Source organism: Thalassolituus oleivorans MIL-1, assembly GCF_000355675.1.
Taxonomy (GTDB): domain Bacteria; phylum Pseudomonadota; class Gammaproteobacteria; order Pseudomonadales; family Oceanobacteraceae; genus Thalassolituus; species Thalassolituus oleivorans.
The window spans coordinates 3,607,544-3,628,308 of the sequence record NC_020888.1 but is presented as its reverse complement, the minus strand read 5'-3'; the positions used below and the strand labels follow the sequence as shown (position 1 = coordinate 3,628,308).

Annotated in this window: 22 protein-coding genes; all 22 read left to right on the top strand. The window is 48.2% G+C overall.

What is annotated here, in order from left to right; translation table 11 throughout:
• Positions 1 to 214 precede the first annotated feature (214 nt).
• The 22 genes from rplJ (at position 215) to rplE (ending at position 20,755) form a co-directional block, all read left to right on the top strand.
• Positions 215 to 709 carry a 50S ribosomal protein L10 gene (gene rplJ, locus TOL_RS16705; protein ID WP_015488552.1) on the top strand — a complete coding sequence of 165 codons (495 nt, stop codon included), beginning with the start codon at positions 215 to 217 and terminating at the stop codon, positions 707 to 709.
• Positions 710 to 788: 79 nt separating this feature from the next.
• Entirely contained in the window at positions 789 to 1,160 is a 372-nt protein-coding gene (rplL, locus tag TOL_RS16700; RefSeq protein WP_015488551.1) for a 50S ribosomal protein L7/L12, read from the top strand.
• A 195-nt stretch (positions 1,161 to 1,355) separates the two neighbouring features.
• A complete protein-coding gene (rpoB, locus tag TOL_RS16695; RefSeq protein ID WP_015488550.1) occupies positions 1,356 to 5,432 on the top strand; it encodes a DNA-directed RNA polymerase subunit beta in 4,077 nt (1,358 codons plus the stop codon).
• Positions 5,433 to 5,497: 65 nt separating this feature from the next.
• Positions 5,498 to 9,721, top strand: a complete 4,224-nt coding sequence (rpoC, locus tag TOL_RS16690; RefSeq protein ID WP_015488549.1) for a DNA-directed RNA polymerase subunit beta' — start codon at positions 5,498 to 5,500, stop codon at positions 9,719 to 9,721.
• A gap of 292 nt (positions 9,722 to 10,013) precedes the next feature.
• Complete coding sequence (rpsL, locus tag TOL_RS16685; protein ID WP_015488548.1) at positions 10,014 to 10,388, top strand: 30S ribosomal protein S12; 375 nt, start codon at positions 10,014 to 10,016, stop codon at positions 10,386 to 10,388.
• 91 nt (positions 10,389 to 10,479) lie between these two features.
• The gene (gene rpsG / locus TOL_RS16680; RefSeq protein WP_025266469.1) at positions 10,480 to 10,950 is read left to right on the top strand and encodes a 30S ribosomal protein S7; all 471 of its coding nucleotides are present in this window, start codon (positions 10,480 to 10,482) and stop codon (positions 10,948 to 10,950) included.
• A gap of 19 nt (positions 10,951 to 10,969) precedes the next feature.
• On the top strand, positions 10,970 to 13,063 hold the full coding sequence (gene fusA / locus TOL_RS16675; RefSeq protein ID WP_015488546.1) for an elongation factor G: 2,094 nt from the start codon (positions 10,970 to 10,972) through the stop codon (positions 13,061 to 13,063).
• A gap of 29 nt (positions 13,064 to 13,092) precedes the next feature.
• A complete protein-coding gene (tuf, locus tag TOL_RS16670; RefSeq protein ID WP_015488545.1) occupies positions 13,093 to 14,316 on the top strand; it encodes an elongation factor Tu in 1,224 nt (407 codons plus the stop codon).
• A 150-nt stretch (positions 14,317 to 14,466) separates the two neighbouring features.
• Positions 14,467 to 14,778, top strand: coding sequence for a 30S ribosomal protein S10 (gene rpsJ, locus TOL_RS16665; RefSeq protein ID WP_015488544.1), 312 nt, complete (start codon positions 14,467 to 14,469; stop codon positions 14,776 to 14,778).
• Between the two features lie 88 nt (positions 14,779 to 14,866).
• Positions 14,867 to 15,499 (top strand): 50S ribosomal protein L3, encoded by a 633-nt coding sequence (gene rplC / locus TOL_RS16660; protein ID WP_015488543.1) that lies wholly within the window; start codon positions 14,867 to 14,869, stop codon positions 15,497 to 15,499.
• Positions 15,500 to 15,502: 3 nt separating this feature from the next.
• On the top strand, positions 15,503 to 16,105 hold the full coding sequence (rplD, locus tag TOL_RS16655; RefSeq protein WP_015488542.1) for a 50S ribosomal protein L4: 603 nt from the start codon (positions 15,503 to 15,505) through the stop codon (positions 16,103 to 16,105).
• Positions 16,102 to 16,398, top strand: a complete 297-nt coding sequence (gene rplW / locus TOL_RS16650) for a 50S ribosomal protein L23 (protein WP_015488541.1) — start codon at positions 16,102 to 16,104, stop codon at positions 16,396 to 16,398. Before rplD ends, rplW begins: the two co-directional genes overlap by 4 nt.
• 14 nt (positions 16,399 to 16,412) lie before the next feature.
• Complete coding sequence (gene rplB, locus TOL_RS16645; protein WP_015488540.1) at positions 16,413 to 17,240, top strand: 50S ribosomal protein L2; 828 nt, start codon at positions 16,413 to 16,415, stop codon at positions 17,238 to 17,240.
• A gap of 17 nt (positions 17,241 to 17,257) precedes the next feature.
• Positions 17,258 to 17,533 carry a 30S ribosomal protein S19 gene (gene rpsS, locus TOL_RS16640; RefSeq protein ID WP_015488539.1) on the top strand — a complete coding sequence of 92 codons (276 nt, stop codon included), beginning with the start codon at positions 17,258 to 17,260 and terminating at the stop codon, positions 17,531 to 17,533.
• A gap of 13 nt (positions 17,534 to 17,546) precedes the next feature.
• Entirely contained in the window at positions 17,547 to 17,882 is a 336-nt protein-coding gene (rplV, locus tag TOL_RS16635; RefSeq protein WP_015488538.1) for a 50S ribosomal protein L22, read from the top strand.
• Positions 17,883 to 17,893: 11 nt separating this feature from the next.
• Positions 17,894 to 18,583, top strand: a complete 690-nt coding sequence (gene rpsC / locus TOL_RS16630; RefSeq protein WP_015488537.1) for a 30S ribosomal protein S3 — start codon at positions 17,894 to 17,896, stop codon at positions 18,581 to 18,583.
• 12 nt (positions 18,584 to 18,595) lie between these two features.
• Positions 18,596 to 19,009: a 50S ribosomal protein L16 gene (gene rplP, locus TOL_RS16625; protein WP_015488536.1), complete on the top strand. Its 414-nt coding sequence runs from the start codon at positions 18,596 to 18,598 to the stop codon at positions 19,007 to 19,009.
• Complete coding sequence (gene rpmC / locus TOL_RS16620) at positions 19,009 to 19,200, top strand: 50S ribosomal protein L29 (protein ID WP_015488535.1); 192 nt, start codon at positions 19,009 to 19,011, stop codon at positions 19,198 to 19,200. The genes rplP and rpmC overlap by 1 nt, the downstream gene beginning before the upstream one ends.
• Positions 19,201 to 19,202: 2 nt before the next feature.
• Positions 19,203 to 19,469: a 30S ribosomal protein S17 gene (gene rpsQ, locus TOL_RS16615; protein ID WP_015488534.1), complete on the top strand. Its 267-nt coding sequence runs from the start codon at positions 19,203 to 19,205 to the stop codon at positions 19,467 to 19,469.
• 32 nt (positions 19,470 to 19,501) lie between these two features.
• A complete protein-coding gene (rplN, locus tag TOL_RS16610; protein WP_015488533.1) occupies positions 19,502 to 19,870 on the top strand; it encodes a 50S ribosomal protein L14 in 369 nt (122 codons plus the stop codon).
• Between the two features lie 13 nt (positions 19,871 to 19,883).
• Positions 19,884 to 20,198, top strand: coding sequence for a 50S ribosomal protein L24 (gene rplX / locus TOL_RS16605; protein WP_015488532.1), 315 nt, complete (start codon positions 19,884 to 19,886; stop codon positions 20,196 to 20,198).
• A gap of 17 nt (positions 20,199 to 20,215) precedes the next feature.
• On the top strand, positions 20,216 to 20,755 hold the full coding sequence (rplE, locus tag TOL_RS16600; RefSeq protein WP_015488531.1) for a 50S ribosomal protein L5: 540 nt from the start codon (positions 20,216 to 20,218) through the stop codon (positions 20,753 to 20,755).
• Positions 20,756 to 20,765: the final 10 nt, after the last annotated feature.

Below are 20,765 nucleotides of genomic sequence, written 5' to 3'. Positions count from 1 at the left end.
GAAAGCATTGATTGACCAAAAGATCTTTGGGGTTGCTGCTGTATGTTTACATGCAGGCAGCAGCTGTCAAAGACCGCAGGAGTTGTTGTGAGACCTCGGTTGATTAACAACTTAATATTTCCTGCGTAGATAGTGTGTGGCCCCGTTCAGAATTCTGAATTGTCACACCGAGACTGGCTCAACTGAGCTCAACTTAACTTGTTAGGAGTTAATCGTGGCCTTAGGACTCGAAGATAAGAAGGCGATTGTCGCCGAAGTCCAGGAAGCAGCTCAAGGTGCTCTGTCTGCTGTTGTTGCGGATTCCCGCGGCGTAACAGTAGGCGCCATGACCGCTCTACGTAAAGAAGCGCGCGAAGCTGGTGTTTGGATGAAAGTTGTCCGTAACACATTGGCTCGTCGTGCTGTTGAAGGTACCCCGTATGAGTGTCTTAACGACATTCTGGTTGGTCCAAGCTTAATTGCGTTCTCAAGTGAACATCCTGGTGCGGCTGCCCGTATCTTTAAAGATTTCGCTAAAAAGAACGACAAGTTTGAACTGAAAGGCGGTGCATTCGATGGTGCTATGGTTTCTGTTGATATGCTGGCTACTTTGCCGACATACGACGAAGCGATTGCACGTCTGATGAGCGTCATGAAAGAAGCGTCTGCAGGCAAATTGGTTCGTACCATTGCTGCTATCCGCGACCAAAAAGAACAGGAAGCTGCGTAATTCATACGCCGTTTTTTAATGATTTATCGAGCCAAAGCTTATTCATAGCTAGTGCTCCTGTAAATTTAGGAAAAGTGTCATGTCATTGACTAAAGAAGATATCATGAATGCAATCGCCGACATGTCTGTAATGGACATCGTTGAGTTGGTTTCTGCAATGGAAGAGAAGTTCGGCGTATCTGCAGCTGCAGCTATGGTTGCTGGTCCTGCGGCAGCTGACGCTGGCGCTGCTGAAGCACAAACTGAATTCGACGTTATCCTAAGCGGTGCGGGCGATAAGAAAGTTAACGTGATCAAAGCAGTTCGCGAAATCACAGGCCTTGGCTTGAAAGAAGCTAAAGCAGTTGTTGATAACGCTCCAGGCGCTGTTAAAGAAGGCGTTTCTAAAGAAGATGCAGAAGCTGCTAAAGCAGTTCTTGAAGCAGCCGGTGCATTGGTTGAAATCAAGTAATTTGCAATTCGTTGCAAAGCAAGACATGTCGCTCTAGAGTCTAGAGCGGCGATTGGCTGACGGGTTTACCCGTCAGCCTTTTTCACGTTATGGAAATCGTGAGCACACTGGCGTAATGCTGGGTTCAAATGCAAGGCAAGTCCTTGAGCCATGGGCGTCAACGCTCAATCGAGGATAACAGTCCGGGGATAACTGATGGCTTACTCATATACTGAGAAAAAACGTATCCGTAAGGATTTCGGTAAATTACCGAGTGTCATGGATGTGCCATACCTTTTGGCAATTCAAATTGACTCTTATCGCAAGTTTTTGCAAGAAGGCGGCAGCGCGGAAGCGCGGAATGACGTCGGTCTTCATGCAGCATTCAAATCTGTTTTCCCAATCGTAAGCTACTCCGGGAATGCGGCGCTGGAGTACGTTAGCTACCGTTTGGGTACGCCAACGTTTGATGAAAAAGAGTGTATGCTCCGTGGTGTGACCTTTGCTGCGCCTTTGCGCGTCAAGGTTCGTCTGATTATTTATGATAAAGAATCAGCTACCAAAGCCATCAAAGATATCAAAGAACAAGAAGTCTACATGGGCGAAATGCCTTTGATGACGGATAACGGTACCTTTATTGTTAACGGTACTGAGCGTGTAATCGTGTCCCAGTTGCACCGCTCTCCTGGTGTGTTCTTTGACCACGACAAGGGTAAAACCCACTCGTCCGGTAAGTTGTTGTATAACGCTCGCGTTATCCCTTACCGTGGTTCTTGGCTCGACTTTGAATTCGATCCAAAGGATCTTGTGTTCGTACGTATTGACCGTCGTCGTAAATTGCCGGCGTCAATTTTGTTACGTGCATTGAATTTCTCTACCGAAGAAATTCTGGCGACCTTCTTTGAAAACGATAACTATCGTCTAACGACTGATGGTGCAATGCTGAAACTGATTCCTTCGCGCTTGCGCGGTGAAACAGCGGCATTCGACATCCTAGATAACGATGGCAATATTATTGTTGAAGCGACTCGTCGTATCACAGCACGTCATATCCGTCAGCTTGAAAAATCTGGCGTCGAAGAACTGACTGTGCCGATTGATTACCTCTTGGGTCGCGCCTTAGCGAAAGACATTGTTGATTCGAAAACTGGCGAAGTATTAGCACCTGCTAACGCTGAACTAACTGTCGAATTGCTTGCTCGTTTTGCTGAAGCGAAGATTACCGATTTCGAAACGATTTATACCAATGAGTTGGATTGCGGTCCGTTCATTTCTGATACTTTGCGTGCCGATCCAACCAGCAACCAATTGGAAGCTTTGGTTGAGATCTACCGCATGATGCGCCCTGGCGAACCACCAACAAAAGAAAGTGCAGAGACTCTGTTTGAGAATCTGTTCTTCGCTGACGAGCGCTATGACTTGTCTGCAGTGGGTCGTATGAAGTTCAACCGTCGTATTGGCCGTGAAGAAATTCTTGGTTCAGGCACGTTGGACAAGAGCGACATCATTGAGGTGCTGCGTACCCTGATCAATATTCGTAACGGTATTGGTAACGTCGATGATATCGACCACTTGGGTAACCGTCGTATCCGTTCTGTAGGTGAAATGGCCGAGAACCAATTCCGTGTTGGTTTGGTGCGTGTTGAGCGTGCGGTACGTGAGCGTCTGTCTATGGCAGAAAGCGAAGGTTTGATGCCGCAAGATTTGATCAACGCTAAGCCGGTTGCGGCAGCGGTGAAAGAATTCTTCGGTTCATCACAGTTATCTCAGTTTATGGATCAGAACAACCCACTATCAGAAGTCACGCATAAGCGTCGTATTTCTGCGTTGGGACCTGGCGGTTTGACGCGTGAGCGTGCCGGCTTCGAAGTTCGTGACGTTCATGCGACTCACTACGGACGTGTATGTCCTATTGAGACGCCAGAAGGTCCGAACATCGGTTTGATCAACTCCTTGTCTTCATATGCTCGTACTAACGAATACGGTTTCTTAGAAACTCCGTACCGTAAAGTAATTGATGGTGTTGTTACTGACGATATTATCTATGTGTCAGCTATTGAAGAAGCCGATTACGTAATTGCACAGGCATCGGTTCCGACGGATGAAACTGGCCGTCTGCAAGGCGACTTGATTTCTGTACGTCATCAGAACGAATTTACGGTGATGTCACCGGTTAACGTAACCCTGATGGATGTATCTCCACAGCAGGTTGTGTCGATCGCGGCTTCATTGATTCCGTTCTTAGAACACGATGACGCCAACCGTGCATTGATGGGTTCTAACATGCAGCGTCAGGCTGTTCCGACTTTGCGCTCTGAGAAGCCATTAGTAGGTACAGGTATTGAACGCTCAGTAGCATCCGACTCTGGCGTTTGTGTGGTTGCTAAACGTGGTGGTGTGATCGATTCAGTCGATGCATCGCGTATCGTTGTAAAAGTTAACGATGACGAAACGGTTGCTGGTGAAGCCGGTGTCGACATCTATAACCTAACTAAGTACACCCGTTCTAACCAGAACACCTGCATTAACCAGCGTCCTGTGGTTAAGTCTGGTGATTCGATTGAGCGCGGTGACATCATGGCTGATGGTCCATCGGTTGACTTGGGTGAGCTTGCGCTTGGCCAGAACTTCCGTATCGCCTTTATGCCGTGGAATGGTTACAACTTCGAAGACTCGATTTTGCTATCTGAGCGTGTTGCTCAGGAAGACCGCTTAACCACTATCCATATTCAGGAACTTACCTGTGTGGCACGTGATACTAAGCTGGGTGCAGAAGAAATCAGCGCGGATATCCCGAACGTGGGTGAAGCTGCTCTGGGTAAACTGGACGAGTCTGGCGTAGTTTATATCGGTGCAGAAGTTAAGCCGGGTGACATTCTGGTTGGTAAGGTGACACCGAAAGGTGAAACCCAGCTGACGCCAGAAGAGAAGCTACTACGCGCTATCTTCGGTGAAAAAGCATCGGACGTAAAAGATACCTCTTTGCGTGTTAAGACCGGCACTACTGGTACTGTTATTGACGTTCAAGTCTTTACCCGCGATGGCGTGGAAAAAGACAAACGCGCGCAAGACATCGAAAAAATGCAGCTCGACGAAGTCCGTAAGGATTTGAACGAAGAGATGCGTATCGTTAAAGGCGCTACTTATGAGCGCTTGCATCGTGCGTTGGTTGGTCAAGTTGTGAATGCAGCTCCTAACCTGAAGAAAGGCGACACTCTGACTGCCGAATACCTACAGTCATTGTCTGCAGATCAGTGGTTCAAAATCCTGCCTCAGGACGAAGCGCTGGCGGACATGCTTGAGAAAGCAGAGCAGTCTCTTGAAGAGCGTGCGAAGCAACTGGATGACAAGTTCGAAGACAAGAAGCGCAAGTTACAAACTGGCGATGACTTGGCTCCGGGCGTCCTGAAGATTGTTAAGGTTTACCTAGCCATCAAACGGAAAATCCAGCCAGGTGATAAGATGGCGGGTCGTCACGGTAACAAAGGTGTTATCTCTGCGATCAAGCCTATCGAAGATATGCCATACGATGAAAACGGTGTCACCGTTGATATCGTACTGAACCCGCTGGGCGTACCGTCGCGTATGAACGTGGGTCAGATCATGGAGATCCACTTGGGCATGGCGGCCAAGGGTCTTGGTGATAAGATCGACCGTATTATCAAAGAACAGCAGGAAATCGCTAAGCTCCGCGAACTGCTGCACGAGATCTATAACGGTGGTGATGGTCGTATCGAAGATCTGGACAGCTTCAGTGATGCTGAGATTCTAGAACTTGGTCGTAACTTGAGTAACGGTGTGCCGATGGCAACGCCTGCATTCGATGGTGCGAAAGAGAGCGAAATCAAGCGCATGTTGCGTCTAGCTGAGTTGCCAGAATCAGGTCAGTTTAACTTGTACGATGGTCGTACTGGTGAGGTCTTCGACCGTCCAGTGACCGTGGGTTACATGTACATGCTGAAACTGAACCACTTGGTTGACGATAAGATGCACGCTCGTTCTACCGGTTCTTACAGCTTGGTTACTCAGCAGCCGCTGGGTGGTAAAGCGCAGTTCGGTGGTCAGCGTTTCGGGGAGATGGAAGTATGGGCACTGGAAGCATATGGTGCTGCTTACACTCTACAAGAAATGCTTACTGTTAAGTCGGACGACGTGGCCGGCCGTACCAAGATGTATAAAAACATCGTGGATGGCGATCACCGTATGGAGCCTGGTATGCCAGAGTCCTTTAACGTATTGGTTAAAGAGATTCGCTCGCTGGGTATCGACATCGAACTGGAAAACGAAAAGTAGCGGATTAGTAGTCTGTCCCGCCATCGTGGCGGGCAGGCTCTGACTCCAAACGGAGCTATAGCCATATGAAAGACTTAGTCAATTTTCTGCGCAATCAGAACAACGCTGACGAGTTTGACGCCATCCGCATCGGCCTCGCCTCTCCAGCAATGATTCGCTCATGGTCCTTCGGTGAAGTTAAAAAGCCGGAAACCATTAACTATCGTACGTTCAAGCCTGAGCGTGATGGTTTATTTTGCGCACGCATCTTTGGTCCTATTAAGGACTATGAATGCTTGTGTGGTAAGTACAAGCGCCTTAAGCACCGCGGAGTAATCTGTGAGAAGTGTGGCGTTGAAGTTACTCAAGCCAAAGTACGTCGTGAGCGTATGGGTCACATCGACCTAGCGTCACCGGTTGCACATATTTGGTTCTTGAAGTCACTGCCATCTCGTATCGGTTTGATGCTGGATATGACCCTGCGTGACATCGAACGAATTCTTTACTACGAATCATTCGTTGTAACTGAGCCAGGCATGACCACGCTTGAAGTGGGTCAGTTGCTGTCTGATGAACAGTACTACGAAGCGATTGAAGAATTCGGTGATGAGTTCGAAGCTAAAATGGGTGCTGAAGCCATCCAGATGCTATTGGGCCAAATCGATCTACCAGAAGAAGTTCAGCGCCTGCGTGAAGAAATTCCGGGCACGACTTCTGAAACTAAGATCAAGAAGCTATCAAAGCGTCTAAAAATACTTGAGGCCTTCCATAATTCTGGAAACGATCCTCAGTGGATGATCATGTCTGTATTGCCAGTATTACCACCGGATTTGCGTCCATTGGTACCACTGGATGGCGGTCGTTTCGCTACTTCGGATCTAAATGATCTGTATCGTCGCGTTATTAACCGTAACAACCGTCTAAAGCGTTTGTTAGAGCTTAGCGCTCCAGACATCATCGTGCGCAACGAAAAGCGTATGCTGCAAGAAGCGGTAGATGCCCTGTTGGATAACGGTCGTCGCGGTCGTGCGATTACGGGTTCTAACAAGCGTCCTTTGAAGTCACTGGCTGACATGATCAAAGGTAAGCAAGGTCGTTTCCGTCAAAACTTACTTGGTAAGCGTGTTGACTACTCAGGCCGTTCGGTTATTACCGTAGGTCCGCAGTTGCGTCTGCATGAGTGTGGTCTGCCGAAGAAAATGGCACTTGAATTGTTCAAGCCGTTTATCTTCAGCAAACTAGAGCACCGCGGTTTAGCCACAACCATTAAAGCTGCAAAGAAAATGGTTGAGCGCGAAACACCAGAAGTTTGGGATATCTTGGCTGACGTGATTCGCGAACATCCAGTCATGCTGAACCGTGCACCAACATTGCACCGTTTGGGTATTCAGGCGTTCGAACCACAATTGATTGAAGGTAAAGCGATTCAGTTGCACCCACTTGTGTGTGCGGCATACAACGCCGACTTCGATGGTGACCAAATGGCGGTACACGTACCGTTAACAATCGAAGCACAGCTAGAAGCCCGTGCTCTGATGATGGCCACCAACAACGTATTATCGCCTGCCAACGGTGAACCTATCATCGTTCCTTCACAGGACGTTGTATTGGGCTTGTACTGGATGATTCGTGATCGCATCAACGCGAAAGGTGAGGGCATGATGCTCGCCGATCTTGATGAAGTGACTCGTGCTTACCAGACTGGCGCTGCTCACCTGCAAGCAAAAGTTAAAGTACGTATCAAAGAAACGTCTATCGACATTAATGGTGGTTCTGAAACCATCACTCGTGTTGTTGATACGACGATTGGTCGTGCATTGTTGTTCCGTATTGTGCCAGACGGCTTATCTTTCGACTTGGTTAACCAACCAATGAAGAAGAAGGCAATCTCAAACTTGATTAACACGGCGTACCGTCGCGTTGGTCTGAAAGATACTGTTATCTTCGCTGACCAAGTGATGTATACCGGCTTCCAGTTTGCGACTCGTTCTGGTTCGTCTATCGGTGTTAACGATTTCGTTATCCCAGATGAAAAAGCGGAAATCGTTGCTAACGCGGATGCGGAAGTAAAAGAAATTGAAAGCCAATTCGCTTCAGGTCTTGTGACCCACGGCGAAAAGTACAACAAGGTTATCGACATTTGGTCGCGCGCTAACGAATTAGTAGCGAAGGCGATGATGGATAACTTGGGTAAAGAAAAGGTTATTGACCGCGACGGCAACGAAGTGGATCAAGAGTCTTTCAACTCTGTATACATGATGGCCGACTCAGGCGCTCGTGGTAGCCCGGCTCAGATCCGTCAGTTGGCGGGTATGCGTGGTCTGATGGCGAAACCAGACGGTTCCATCATCGAAACGCCAATCGTGGCGAACTTCCGTGAAGGTTTGAACGTACTTCAGTACTTCACCTCGACTCACGGTGCTCGTAAAGGTTTGGCCGATACGGCATTGAAGACAGCTAACTCCGGTTATCTGACTCGTCGTTTGGTTGACGTAGCCCAAGATTTGGTTGTTACCGACCGTGATTGTGGCACTGAGCACGGCTTACAGATGACTCCGCTAATTGAAGGCGGTGACGTTGTTGTGGCATTGGGTGGTCGTATTCTTGGTCGTGTTATCGCGACTGACGTATACAAGCCAGGCAGTGTTGGCGATATCGTCGTGCCAGCGGGTACTTTGATTGATGAAGCTTGGGTACAAAAGATCGAAGCTGAAGGTATCGACGAAGTGAAGGTGCGCTCTGCGATTACCTGTGAATCACGCGTTGGTATTTGTGCGGCTTGTTACGGTCGTGACCTTGGTCGTGGTCATCAGGTTAACGTTGGTGAAGCAGTCGGCGTTATCGCTGCTCAGTCGATCGGTGAGCCTGGTACACAGTTAACCATGCGTACGTTCCACATTGGTGGTGCGGCATCACGTTCTTCTGCTGCTGATAGCGTTCAAGTTAAGAACAACGGTACCGTTCGTTTGCATAACTTGAAAACTGTAACGCGTGATAACGGCAACCTAGTTGCAGTATCGCGTTCAGGTTCGATTGCCTTGGCAGACGAACACGGTCGTGAGCGTGAGCTATACAAGCTGCCTTACGGCGCGGTTATCAGTGTTGTTGACGGCGAAAAAGTACAAGCTGGCCAGAAAGTGGCAAGCTGGGATCCACATACTCACCCAATCGTGACCGAAGTAAAAGGTCGTATCGAATTCGTGGGTATGGATGAAGGTATCACCATCAACCGTCAAACTGACGAGTTGACGGGTCTATCCAACATCGAAGTTATTGATCCAAAAGATCGCCCAGCGGCGGGTAAAGATATTCGTCCGATGGTTAAACTGGTTGATGCATCAGGCAACGACGTTTCTCTACCAGGCACAAACGCACCAGCACAATATATGCTGCCGCCGAATGCCTTGGTTAACCATGAGAACGGTACTGAAGTATCAGTGGGTGACATCATTGCGCGTATCCCACAAGAAACCTCTGGTAACAAGGACATCACGGGTGGTCTGCCACGCGTTGCTGACTTGTTCGAAGCACGTAAGCCGAAAGAGCCTGCAATTCTTGCAGAGATCACCGGTACTGTGAGCTTCGGTAAAGAAACCAAAGGTAAGAAGCGTTTGGTAATTACTCCGAACGATGGTGGTGACGTTTATGAAGAACTGATCCACAAGTGGCGCCACATGAACGTGTTCGAAGGTGAACAGGTTGAGAAGGGTGAGGTTATTTCCGATGGTCCGATGAACCCACACGATATCTTGCGTCTGCAAGGTGTAGGTCAATTGGCCATGTACATCACTAACGAAGTACAGGAAGTTTACCGTCTACAAGGCGTTGGCATCGATGACAAACATATCGAAGTTATCGTTCGTCAAATGTTGCGTAAGGTTCTAATCCATGAAAATGGCGACAGCTCTTTCATTCCGGGTGATCAGGTGGAATACACCAATTACCTAACTGAAAATGAGAAGTTGGTAGAAGCTGGCAAGATTCCGGCGAAGAGCGAGCGCGTGCTATTGGGTATTACCAAAGCATCGTTGGCAACCGAATCGTTTATCTCTGCGGCATCGTTCCAGGAAACAACTCGTGTACTCACCGAAGGTGCAGTAACCGGTAAAGTTGATAACTTGCGCGGTCTGAAAGAAAACGTGGTTGTGGGTCGTTTGATCCCTGCTGGTACAGGTTTGGCTTATCACGCTGATCGTAAGCGTAAGCGCCTGAATCGCGATAACGAACGTCGTAAAGCATTGCCAGAAGGTCTCAGCGTTTCAGCTGAAGACATGGAAGCAAAACTGAGCGAAGCGTTCAGCGATAAATAATCACTGAGTTAATCAGCGGTTAAATAAAAACGGGAGCTTCGGCTCCCGTTTTTTATTGACTTATTATTAATCGCTATCGTGATTCTCTAGATATAGGTTTGGCGTCGTTTGAACGATCGAATACGCCAGCTAAATGCTGTCGTTATCCACGTTTTAGTTGCCTTGAATACCTTTTAACCCCTTGACCTAAAACCGTTCTAAGAGTACTCTTCCCGCCCCCTTTATTGTGTCGGTAGCTGTATATTGGCTGTCGGTATGATAGATGACTTTAGAAATAATTGGAGTTTGCTAAATGGCTACAATCAATCAGTTGGTTCGTCAGCCTCGTAAACGCAAAGTGGCTAAGAGTGACGTACCTGCATTGCAAGCATGTCCTCAGCGTCGTGGTGTATGTACTCGTGTATATACCACTACACCTAAAAAGCCTAACTCGGCATTGCGTAAAGTATGTCGTGTGCGTTTAACGAATGGTTTCGAAGTAACTTCGTACATCGGCGGTGAAGGTCACAACCTGCAAGAACACAGTGTTGTACTGATCCGTGGCGGTCGTGTAAAAGACTTGCCAGGTGTTCGTTATCACACAGTACGCGGTTCGCTAGATACTTCTGGTGTTGCTAACCGTCGTCAAGCACGTTCTAAGTACGGTGCTAAGCGTCCTAAGAAGTAATTTTTAGGACTTAATGTTAGATAAGAGTAAGGCTGAGCTGATTGTTAAATCGGGATGTTCAGACTGACCTGAAGACCTATGAGGGCTTATCATGCCAAGAAGACGCGTCGCCGCGAAACGCGAAATACTGCCAGATCCGAAATTCGGAAATACTGTACTGGCTAAGTTCATGAACCATGTAATGGTTAGTGGAAAGAAATCCGTTGCCGAGAAAATCGTTTACGGTGCATTGGATACTATGGCTTCAAAACAGGGTGGCGATCCGCTAGAACTGTTTGAAAAAGCATTAGAAGCAATCCAGCCTTTGGTAGAAGTTAAGAGCCGCCGTGTTGGTGGTGCTACTTATCAAGTACCTGTTGAAGTTCGTCCTTCACGTCGTCAAGCTTTGGCGATGCGTTGGTTAGTAGATGCAGCTCGTGGTCGTGGTGAAAAGTCCATGGCTCAGCGTCTTGCGAACGAGATGCTGGATGCAGCTGAAGGTAAAGGTTCTGCGGTTAAGAAGCGTGAAGACGTTCACCGCATGGCTGAAGCGAACAAAGCGTTCTCTCATTACCGCTTTTAATTAGACCGAGGACTGCACAGTGGCACGCACAACGCCGATTGAGCGTTACCGTAATATTGGTATTGTGGCTCATGTCGATGCGGGTAAAACCACAACGACGGAGCGCGTACTTTTTTACACCGGTGTTTCTCACAAAATCGGTGAGGTACATGACGGCGCCGCTACCATGGACTGGATGGAGCAGGAACAGGAGCGTGGTATTACTATCACCTCCGCTGCGACCACTTGTTTTTGGGCCGGTATGGCACAGCAATTTAACCAGCACCGTATCAATATCATTGATACGCCTGGGCACGTTGACTTCACTATTGAGGTTGAGCGTTCGTTGCGTGTGTTGGATGGCGCTGTTGTGGTGCTGTGTGGTTCCTCTGGTGTTCAGCCTCAGACTGAAACAGTCTGGCGTCAGGCGAACAAGTATGAAGTTCCCCGCCTTGTATTCGTTAATAAGATGGACCGTGCTGGTGCCGACTACTTTATGGTGGTTGAGCAGCTGAAGAGTCGTCTTGGTGCGAATGCAGTGCCTATTCAAATCAATATTGGCGCTGAAGAGAATTTCAGTGGCGTTATCGATTTGATTAAGATGAAGGCAATTCGTTGGAGTGAAGCTGATCAAGGTATGACCTTTGTTTATGAGGACATTCCTGAAGACATGGTTGACGTGGCACAAGAGTGGCGCGAAAACATGATCGAAGCAGCCGCGGAAGCCAATGATGAGCTGATGGATCGCTATTTAGAGGGCGAAACGTTGGAGGAGGCTGAGATTAAGGCTGCTCTACGTCAACTTACCTTATCTGGCGATGTTGTACTGGTAACTTGCGGTTCTGCCTTTAAAAATAAAGGCGTGCAAGCGGTACTTGATGCCGTAATCGAATATATGCCATCTCCAATTGAGGTGAAGGCAATCGACGGTGTGTTAAACGATGCTGCAGAAACACCTGCGGTGCGTGAAGCATCTGATACCGCGCCATTTGCTGCGTTGGCATTCAAAATCGCCACTGATCCTTTCGTTGGTACATTAACCTTTATGCGCGTTTACTCTGGGGTCTTGAACTCGGGGGATAGTGTTTTTAATCCGGTTAAGTCGAAGAAAGAACGTGTTGGGCGTATGGTGCAAATGCATGCGAACTCGCGCGAAGAAATTAAATCTGTATGTGCTGGTGATATTGCTGCGGCCATCGGATTGAAAGATGTAACGACGGGCGATACCTTGTGTGCCATTGATCACGTTATTACGCTTGAGCGTATGGAATTCCCAGACCCAGTTATCTCGGTTGCTGTTGAGCCGCGCTCAGTAGCTGATCAAGAGAAGATGGGAGTTGCGTTGGGTAAACTTGCGCAAGAAGATCCATCGTTCCGTGTGGAAACAGATCCTGAAACCGGCCAGACCATTATTTCTGGTATGGGTGAATTGCATCTCGATATTATTGTCGATCGTATGCGTCGTGAATTTAACGTTGAGGCGAATGTGGGTAAGCCGCAAGTGGCTTATCGCGAGAAAATCACCGCAACGGTTGAGATTGATCACAAGTTTGTTAAGCAATCGGGTGGTCGTGGTCAGTACGGGCACGTAGTGATCCGTTTCGAGCCTTCGGATGAAGAAGGCCTCGAATTTATCAATGAAGTGGTTGGTGGCGTTATTCCGCGCGAATATATTCCTGCGGTAGAAAAAGGCATCTTCGAGCAAATGAAAAACGGTGTGCTGGCGGGATACCCATTGCTGGGCCTAAAAGCGACGTTAATCGACGGCTCGTATCACGACGTTGACTCGAATGAGATGGCGTTTAAAATTGCTGCCTCACAGGCAACTAAACAGCTTTCGGAAAAAGGTAAGGCAGTCTTGCTCGAGCCTACGATGAAGGTTGAGGTTGTAACCCCTGAAGCAAATATGGGGGATGTGGTAGGTGATTTGAATCGTCGTCGAGGATTGATTTCAGGAATGGATGACACGCCTTCCGGTAAGGTGGTCGACGCCAGCGTACCTTTGGCAGAGATGTTCGGTTATGCGACCGATTTGCGTTCTGCTACTCAGGGTCGTGCGACCTATTCGATGGAATTTGAAAAATACTCGGAAGCACCTGCCAGTGTTGCCGATGCGATTATTAAAAGATATTAATCACTTACAGATATTGAACGAGGTATTCTATGGCTAAGGCAGCGTTTGAACGCACAAAACCCCACGTAAACGTGGGTACTATCGGTCACGTTGACCACGGTAAAACAACTCTAACTGCAGCGTTAACTCGCGTATGTTCAGAAGTATGGGGCGGTGCTGCCGTTGCATTCGACGGTATCGACAATGCTCCAGAAGAGCGTGAGCGCGGTATCACTATTTCAACGTCACACGTTGAATACGAATCACCATCACGTCACTACGCACACGTCGACTGCCCAGGACACGCGGATTATGTAAAAAACATGATCACTGGTGCTGCACAGATGGACGGCGCGATCCTAGTATGTGGCGCGACTGATGGCCCAATGCCACAGACTCGTGAGCACATCCTGTTGTCTCGTCAGGTTGGTGTACCTTACATTGTTGTATTCCTAAACAAAGCGGATCTTCTTGCTGAAGATTGCGGCGGCGCAGACTCAGAAGAATACGCAGAAATGCTTGAGCTTGTTGAAATGGAATTGCGTGACCTGTTGTCAGAATATGACTTCCCAGGCGACGACACTCCAATCATCGCGGGTTCTGCTTTGATGGCATTGAACGGCCAAGACGACAACGAAATGGGTACAACCGCTGTTAAGAAGCTGGTTGAAACTCTAGATGAGTACATCCCTGAGCCAGAGCGTGCTGTTGATGGTGCCTTCTTGATGCCAATCGAAGACGTATTCTCTATTCAAGGTCGTGGTACGGTTGTTACTGGTCGTGTTGAGCGCGGTATCGTTCGTACTGGTGAAGAAGTTGCGATCATCGGTATCAAAGACACCATCAAAACTACCTGTACTGGTGTTGAGATGTTCCGCAAGATTCTAGACGAAGGCCGTGCTGGTGAGAACGTTGGTGTTCTGCTGCGTGGTACTAAGCGTGAAGAAGTTGAGCGTGGCCAAGTATTGGCTAAGCCAGGTTCTATTACTCCACACACAACTTTCCAATCAGAAGTTTACGTGTTGGGTAAAGATGAAGGTGGTCGTCATACACCATTCTTCAAAGGCTACCGTCCACAGTTCTACTTCCGTACAACTGACGTGACAGGTGCTTGTGAACTTCCAGAAGGCGTAGAAATGGTAATGCCAGGTGATAACGTTCAATTGACCGTTACTCTGATTGCACCAATCGCGATGGATGAAGGTTTACGTTTCGCAATCCGTGAAGGTGGCCGTACAGTTGGCGCCGGCGTGGTAGCAAAAGTTATCGCTTAATCGCGAATAACTGTAAAAAACACGAAAGCCCTGCCTTAACAGCGGGGCTTTTGCATTTGTGTGGTTGACACTTTTTGTACAGCCGCATACAATTCGCGTCCCCTAGAATCTGGGGGAAGCAAGCTGAAGCACTCTAACTTGGAGTTTGGTATGCAAAACCAACGAATCCGTATCCGTTTGAAGGCGTTCGACCATCGCCTGATCGATACATCGACTCAGGAAATCGTCGATACGGCTAAACGTACGGGCGCTCAGGTACGCGGTCCTATTCCGTTACCTACACGTAAAGAGCGTTTTACCGTTCTGGTTTCACCGCACGTTAATAAAGACGCGCGCGACCAGTACGAAATCCGTACGCATAAGCGCATGCTCGACATTGTTGAGCCAACTGAGAAAACAGTTGATGCGTTGATGAAACTAGATCTGGCTGCCGGTGTGGAAGTACAGATCAGCCTAGGTTAATTCGTAAGAATTAATATTTAGGCTCTGTGTAACGCTCATGTTGAGCGGCCATAGCGGGTTAAAGCCCCGTACACTAGAGGAAATTGAAATGGCAATTGGTATTGTCGGTAAGAAAGCGGGTATGACCCGTGTATTTACCGAAGAAGGTCAATCTGTTGCTGTCACTGTTCTGCACGTAACGCCTAACCGCGTTGCTCAAGTTAAAACCGCCGAAACTGACGGTTACAGTGCTCTGCAGGTTACATATGGCGCGAAGAAAGCTTCTCGCGTTTCAAAACCTGAAGCTGGACATTTTGCGAAAGCAAATGTTGAAGCTGGTCGTGGTGTTATGGAATTCCGCACTGACGAAACTTTCGCCGCTGGCGATGAGTTGACCGTTGCGCAATTCGAAGCAGGCCAAAAGGTTGATGTTACTGGTATGTCTAAAGGTAAGGGCTTCCAAGGCGGTATTAAGCGCTGGAATTTCCGTATGCAAGACGCTACTCACGGTAACTCTTTGTCTCACCGCGCACCTGGCTCTATTGGTCAGTGTCAGACTCCTGGCCGCGTATGGAAAGGCAAAAAAATGGCCGGTCACATGGGTGCTGAGCAGGTAACTACTCAAAGCCTAGAGATCGTTCGTGTAGACGCAGAAAATAATCTGCTGCTGGTCAAGGGTGCAGTTCCAGGTGCGACTGGTTCCGACGTAATTGTTAAACCAGCTGTAAAGGCTAAGGGGTAAACAATGGAACTTAAAACAAACACTGGCGCGGCAGTAGCAGTTTCTGATGCTACCTTTGGTCGTGAATTCAATGAAGCTCTGGTACACCAGATTGTTACTGCTTATATGGCAGGTGGCCGTCAAGGTACTAAAGCTCAAAAAACCCGTTCTGAAGTTTCTGGTGGTGGTATTAAACCATGGCGTCAGAAGGGTACTGGTCGTGCGCGTGCTGGTACATCAAGCAGCCCTATCTGGCGTTCAGGTGGTGTTACGTTTGCTGCTAAGCCACGCAACTACGAACAGAAAGTGAACAAGAAGATGTATCGCGCAGCGATGCAGTCAATTCTGTCTGAACTAGTTCGTCAGGATCGTTTGGTTGTTGCTGACTCCTTCTCTGTTGAGTCGCACAAGACTAAAGCATTCATTGCTAAGTTAAACGAAATGGATCTGAAGAATGTTCTGATCGTTGCTGATGATATCGATGAGAATCTATATCTAGCGGCTCGTAACGTGCCACATGTTGGCGTTACCGAAGCATCTGCAATTGATCCGGTTAGCTTGATCGCGTTCGAGAAAATCCTAGTGACTGTGTCTGCTCTGAAGAAACTTGAGGAGACCTACGCATGAATCGTGAACGTATCTTTAAAGTGTTAGTAGCGCCTCATATTTCTGAGAAGGCCACTATCCTAGCTGACAAGAATGATCAGTATGTTTTCCGTATTGCGCCTGACGCAACTAAGCCGGAAATCAAAAAAGCGGTTGAAGCTCTGTTTGACGTGAAAGTTCAGTCAGTACAGACCGTCAACATTAAAGGCAAAACAAAGCGTACTGCTCGCGGCATTGGCAAGCGTAACGATGTGCGTAAAGCATACGTTCGTTTGGTAGCGGGTCAGGACATCGACTTCGCAGACGCGAACTAAGGGAGGCTTAAGTCATGGCATTGGTGAAAACTAAACCGACTTCTGCTGGCCGTCGCCATCTGGTAAAAGTCGTAAACGCTGAACTGCACACGGGTAAGCCGCATGCAGCTTTGCTTGAGAAGAAGTCTAAGAGCGGTGGTCGTAACAACAACGGCCGTATTACCACTCGTCACATTGGTGGTGGTCATAAGCAACACTACCGTTTGGTTGACTTCAAACGTAATAAAGATGGTATCCCAGCCGTTGTAGAACGCTTGGAATACGATCCGAACCGTAGCGCGAACATCGCTCTGTTGAAATATGCAGACGGCGAACGTAGCTACATCCTGGCACCAAAAGGCTTAGTTGCTGGTGATCAGGTGATTTCAGGTGAAAACGCACCTATCAAAGTTGGTAGCTCTATGTCGCTACGCAGCGTACCGGTAGGTAGTGTGATTCACAACGTTGAGCTGAAGCCTGGTAAAGGTGGTCAGATCGCTCGTTCTGCGGGTACATCTGCTCAGCTGGTTGCTCGTGATGGTGCTTACTGCACACTGCGTCTTCGTTCAGGCGAAATGCGTAAAGTGCTGTCTGACTGCCGCGCTACTCTAGGTGAAGTTGGTAACGCTGAGCATGCTCTGCGTGAACTGGGTAAAGCTGGTGCATCGCGCTGGCGTGGTGTTCGTCCAACCGTTCGCGGTGTGGTAATGAACCCTGTTGACCACCCACATGGTGGTGGTGAGGGTCGTACTTCTGGTGGTCGCCATCCAGTAACTCCTTGGGGTGTTCCTACCAAAGGTTATAAGACTCGTAAGAATAAGCGTACCGATAAGCTCATCGTACGTCGTCGTTCTGCGAAATAATTAGAGAGGATTGAACTGTGCCACGTTCATTGAAAAAAGGTCCATTCATAGACCATCACTTAATGAAGAAGGTAGAGACCGCTCTTGAGAAGAACGACAAACGTCCGATCAAGACTTGGTCTCGCCGCTCCACAATCTTTCCAGATTTCGTGGGGCTGACTCTTGCTGTTCATAACGGCAAGCAACACGTGCCTGTTTTCGTAACTGAAGACATGGTTGGTCATAAACTCGGTGAATTCGCCTTGACTCGTACCTACAAGGGTCATGTTGCGGATAAGAAAGCCAAACGTTAAGGAGGGGTGAAATATGTCTGAAGTAGCCGCTGTACTACGTGGAGCTCGCTTGTCTGCGCAAAAGGGTCGCCTAGTTGCAGATCAGATTCGCGGCAGAAATGTTGCTGAAGCTCTAAACATTTTGACGTTCAGCACCAAGAAAGGCGCTGATCTGATGAAGAAAGTGCTGGAATCTGCTATCGCCAACGCTGAGCACAATAACGGTGCTGATGTTGATGAACTTAGTGTTTCTACTGTGTTCGTTGATGAAGGTACGACTTTGAAGCGCATTCGCCCTCGTGCGAAAGGCCGCGCAGATCGTATCTGTAAGCGTACTTGTCACATCACTGTGAAAGTTTCAGAAAAATAGGAGTTGGTCAGATGGGTCAGAAAGTTCATCCAACCGGTATCCGCTTGGGTATCACCAAAGATCATAATTCGATCTGGTATGCTGGGAAGGATAAATACGCCGACAACCTGCTGACTGACATTGCTGTTCGATCTTTGATCGAAAAGCGCCTTGAAAAGGCTTCAGTGAGCAAGGTCGTTATTGAGCGTCCAGCGCAAAACGCCAAAGTAACCATCCACACTGCCCGTCCAGGCATCGTGATTGGTAAAAAAGGCGAAGACGTAGAAGTATTACGTAAAGATGTAAGCGATTTGATGGGTATTCCAGTACACATCAATATCGAAGAAGTTCGTAAACCAGATTTAGATGCTCGTTTGGTAGCGCAAAGCGTTGCTAACCAGCTCGAACGTCGCGTTATGTTCCGTCGTGCTATGAAGCGCGCCGTTCAAAACGCAATGCGTGGCGGTGCTGAAGGCATCAAAATCCAGGTTGGCGGTCGTTTAGGTGGTGCTGAAATCGCTCGTTCAGAGTGGTATCGCGAAGGTCGTGTTCCGTTGCATACATTGCGCGCTGACATCGATTATTCGACGTATGAAGCACACACTACCTATGGTGTTATTGGCGTTAAGGTTTGGATCTTCAAAGGCGAGATCCTAGGCGGAATAGAAGAAGTCCGTGACCGTGCCAAAAACCAAGGTAAAAAGAAAACCGGCCGTTCGTAAGGGGATTGAGTTATGTTATTACCAAAACGTACGAAGTTCCGTAAAGTCCAGACCGGCCGTAACCGTGGTTTGGCCATTCGTGGCTCCAAGGTTAGCTTTGGTGAGTACGCACTAAAAGCAACAGGTCGTGGTCGTTTGACTTCACGGCAGATCGAATCAGCGCGTCGTGCGTTGACTCGTAAAGTGAAGCGTGGGGGCAAAATCTGGATCCGCGTTTTCCCTGATAAGCCAATTACCGAGAAGCCTCTTGAAGTGCGTATGGGTAAAGGTAAGGGTAACGTTGAATACTGGGTTTGTCAGATTCAACCAGGCCGCGTTCTCTATGAGATTGAAGGCGTTCCAGAAGAGTTGGCTCGTGAAGCTTTCGCTCTGGCCGCTGCTAAGCTGCCTTTTGAAACCGCATTTGTTAAACGGACGGTGCTGTGATGAACGCAACTGAACTGAAACAAAAATCAGTAGCTGAGCTGCAAACTCAGCTAGAAGAACTGTTGAGCGATCAATTCAAACTGCGTATGCAGAAGGCGACTGGCCAGTTAGGTCAAACGCATCTAGTACGTCAGACACGTCGTGATATCGCTCGCGTTAAAACCGTGCTTGCAAGCAAGGCAGGGGAATGATCATGAGTGAGAACACAACTATTGCACGCACTATGAGTGGTCGCGTTGTCAGCAACAAGATGGATAAGTCAGTAACTGTACTTATCGAACGTTTTGTTCAGCACCCGATTTACAAGAAGTTCGTGAAGCGCTCTACGAAAGTAATGGCGCATGATGAAAATAACGAATGTCAGATTGGTGACACCGTTACGCTAAAAGAGTCGCGTCCTTTGTCTAAAAACAAGACATGGGCGCTGGTAAGTATCGACGAGCGCGGCGCCAAGGTTTAATACCTGGCGAAGCTAGTTAAGGAGCGAGCAGCATGATTCAAACTCAATCAATGCTTGACGTTGCCGACAACAGCGGCGCGAAGCGCGTACAGTGCATTAAAGTACTGGGCGGTTCACATCGTCGCTATGCCGGCATCGGTGATTTGATTAAGGTATCCGTGAAGGAAGCGATTCCTCGCGGTAAAGTTAAAAAAGGTCAGGTAATGAACGCAGTAGTAGTACGTACCCGTAAAGGTGTACGTCGTCCAGACGGCTCTATCATCCGTTTCGACACCAACTCTGCGGTACTGTTGAACGCGTCTCTTGCGCCGATCGGTACACGTATCTTTGGCCCTGTGACTCGTGAGCTGCGCTCTGAACAGTTCATGAAAATCATTTCCCTAGCACCTGAAGTGCTGTAGGGGAGGGGACGATATGTTAAAGATTCGCAAAAATGACGAAGTAGTTGTTATTGCCGGTAAAGACAAAGGCAAACGTGGCAAAGTACAAAAAGTACTAGACACCGGAAGCTTGGTTGTAGCTGGTATTAACATGGTGAAAAAACACCAGAAACCAAATCCGTACCTACAGCAACCAGGTGGTATCGTTGAGAAAGAAGCGAGTATTCAAGCTTCCAACGTTGCTATCTGGAACCCGAAAACTGAAAAAGCTGATCGTGTTGGCTTTAAAGTTGAAGGCGAAAGCAAGGTACGTATCTTCAAATCCACTGGCGATCAAGTTGACGCCTAATCGGACTGGGTACTGCTATGTCACGTTTAGAACAACTGTACAAAACTGAAGTAGTAGCCAAGCTGAAAGAAGAGTTTGGTTACAAAAACATTATGGAAGTGCCACGCGTTACCAAAATCACCCTGAACATGGGTGTTGGTGAAGCGCTTGGTGACAAGAAGTTGATGGACAGCGCCGTTGCCGATATGGAAGCGATTGCTGGTCAGAAAGCGATTGTTACTAAGGCACGTAAGTCAGTAGCGGGCTTTAAAGTTCGTGAAGGCTGGCCAATTGGCTGTAAAGTAACCCTGCGTCGTGCTCGCATGTGGGAATTCATGGATCGTTTGGTAGATGTATCTCTACCTCGTGTACGCGATTTCCGTGGTATTAACCCTAAGTCGTTCGACGGTCGTGGTAACTACAGCATGGGTGTGAAGGAACAGATCATCTTCCCGGAAATTGAATACGATAAAGTAGACAAGATCCGCGGTATGGATGTGACCATCACAACAACTGCTAAAACAAACGATGAAGGCCGCGCTTTACTGAAAGCGCTGCAGTTCCCGTTCCGTAACTAAGGAGTTAACC

What these genes read in the sequence shown, in the direction of transcription:
- rpoB (WP_015488550.1), top strand. Translation starts at nt 1,356, where the DNA reads ATGGCTTACTCATATACTGAGAAAAAACGTATCCGTAAGGATTTCGGT.
- rpmC (WP_015488535.1), top strand. Translation starts at nt 19,009, where the DNA reads ATGAACGCAACTGAACTGAAACAAAAATCAGTAGCTGAGCTGCAAACT.
- rplX (WP_015488532.1), top strand. Translation starts at nt 19,884, where the DNA reads ATGTTAAAGATTCGCAAAAATGACGAAGTAGTTGTTATTGCCGGTAAA.
- rplC (WP_015488543.1), top strand. Translation starts at nt 14,867, where the DNA reads ATGGCAATTGGTATTGTCGGTAAGAAAGCGGGTATGACCCGTGTATTT.
- rpsL (WP_015488548.1), top strand. Translation starts at nt 10,014, where the DNA reads ATGGCTACAATCAATCAGTTGGTTCGTCAGCCTCGTAAACGCAAAGTG.
- rpsQ (WP_015488534.1), top strand. Translation starts at nt 19,203, where the DNA reads ATGAGTGAGAACACAACTATTGCACGCACTATGAGTGGTCGCGTTGTC.
- rplL (WP_015488551.1), top strand. Translation starts at nt 789, where the DNA reads ATGTCATTGACTAAAGAAGATATCATGAATGCAATCGCCGACATGTCT.
- rpoC (WP_015488549.1), top strand. Translation starts at nt 5,498, where the DNA reads ATGAAAGACTTAGTCAATTTTCTGCGCAATCAGAACAACGCTGACGAG.
- rplW (WP_015488541.1), top strand. Translation starts at nt 16,102, where the DNA reads ATGAATCGTGAACGTATCTTTAAAGTGTTAGTAGCGCCTCATATTTCT.
- rplV (WP_015488538.1), top strand. Translation starts at nt 17,547, where the DNA reads ATGTCTGAAGTAGCCGCTGTACTACGTGGAGCTCGCTTGTCTGCGCAA.
- rplD (WP_015488542.1), top strand. Translation starts at nt 15,503, where the DNA reads ATGGAACTTAAAACAAACACTGGCGCGGCAGTAGCAGTTTCTGATGCT.
- rplE (WP_015488531.1), top strand. Translation starts at nt 20,216, where the DNA reads ATGTCACGTTTAGAACAACTGTACAAAACTGAAGTAGTAGCCAAGCTG.
- rpsG (WP_025266469.1), top strand. Translation starts at nt 10,480, where the DNA reads ATGCCAAGAAGACGCGTCGCCGCGAAACGCGAAATACTGCCAGATCCG.
- rpsC (WP_015488537.1), top strand. Translation starts at nt 17,894, where the DNA reads ATGGGTCAGAAAGTTCATCCAACCGGTATCCGCTTGGGTATCACCAAA.
- rplN (WP_015488533.1), top strand. Translation starts at nt 19,502, where the DNA reads ATGATTCAAACTCAATCAATGCTTGACGTTGCCGACAACAGCGGCGCG.
- tuf (WP_015488545.1), top strand. Translation starts at nt 13,093, where the DNA reads ATGGCTAAGGCAGCGTTTGAACGCACAAAACCCCACGTAAACGTGGGT.
- rplP (WP_015488536.1), top strand. Translation starts at nt 18,596, where the DNA reads ATGTTATTACCAAAACGTACGAAGTTCCGTAAAGTCCAGACCGGCCGT.
- rplB (WP_015488540.1), top strand. Translation starts at nt 16,413, where the DNA reads ATGGCATTGGTGAAAACTAAACCGACTTCTGCTGGCCGTCGCCATCTG.
- rpsJ (WP_015488544.1), top strand. Translation starts at nt 14,467, where the DNA reads ATGCAAAACCAACGAATCCGTATCCGTTTGAAGGCGTTCGACCATCGC.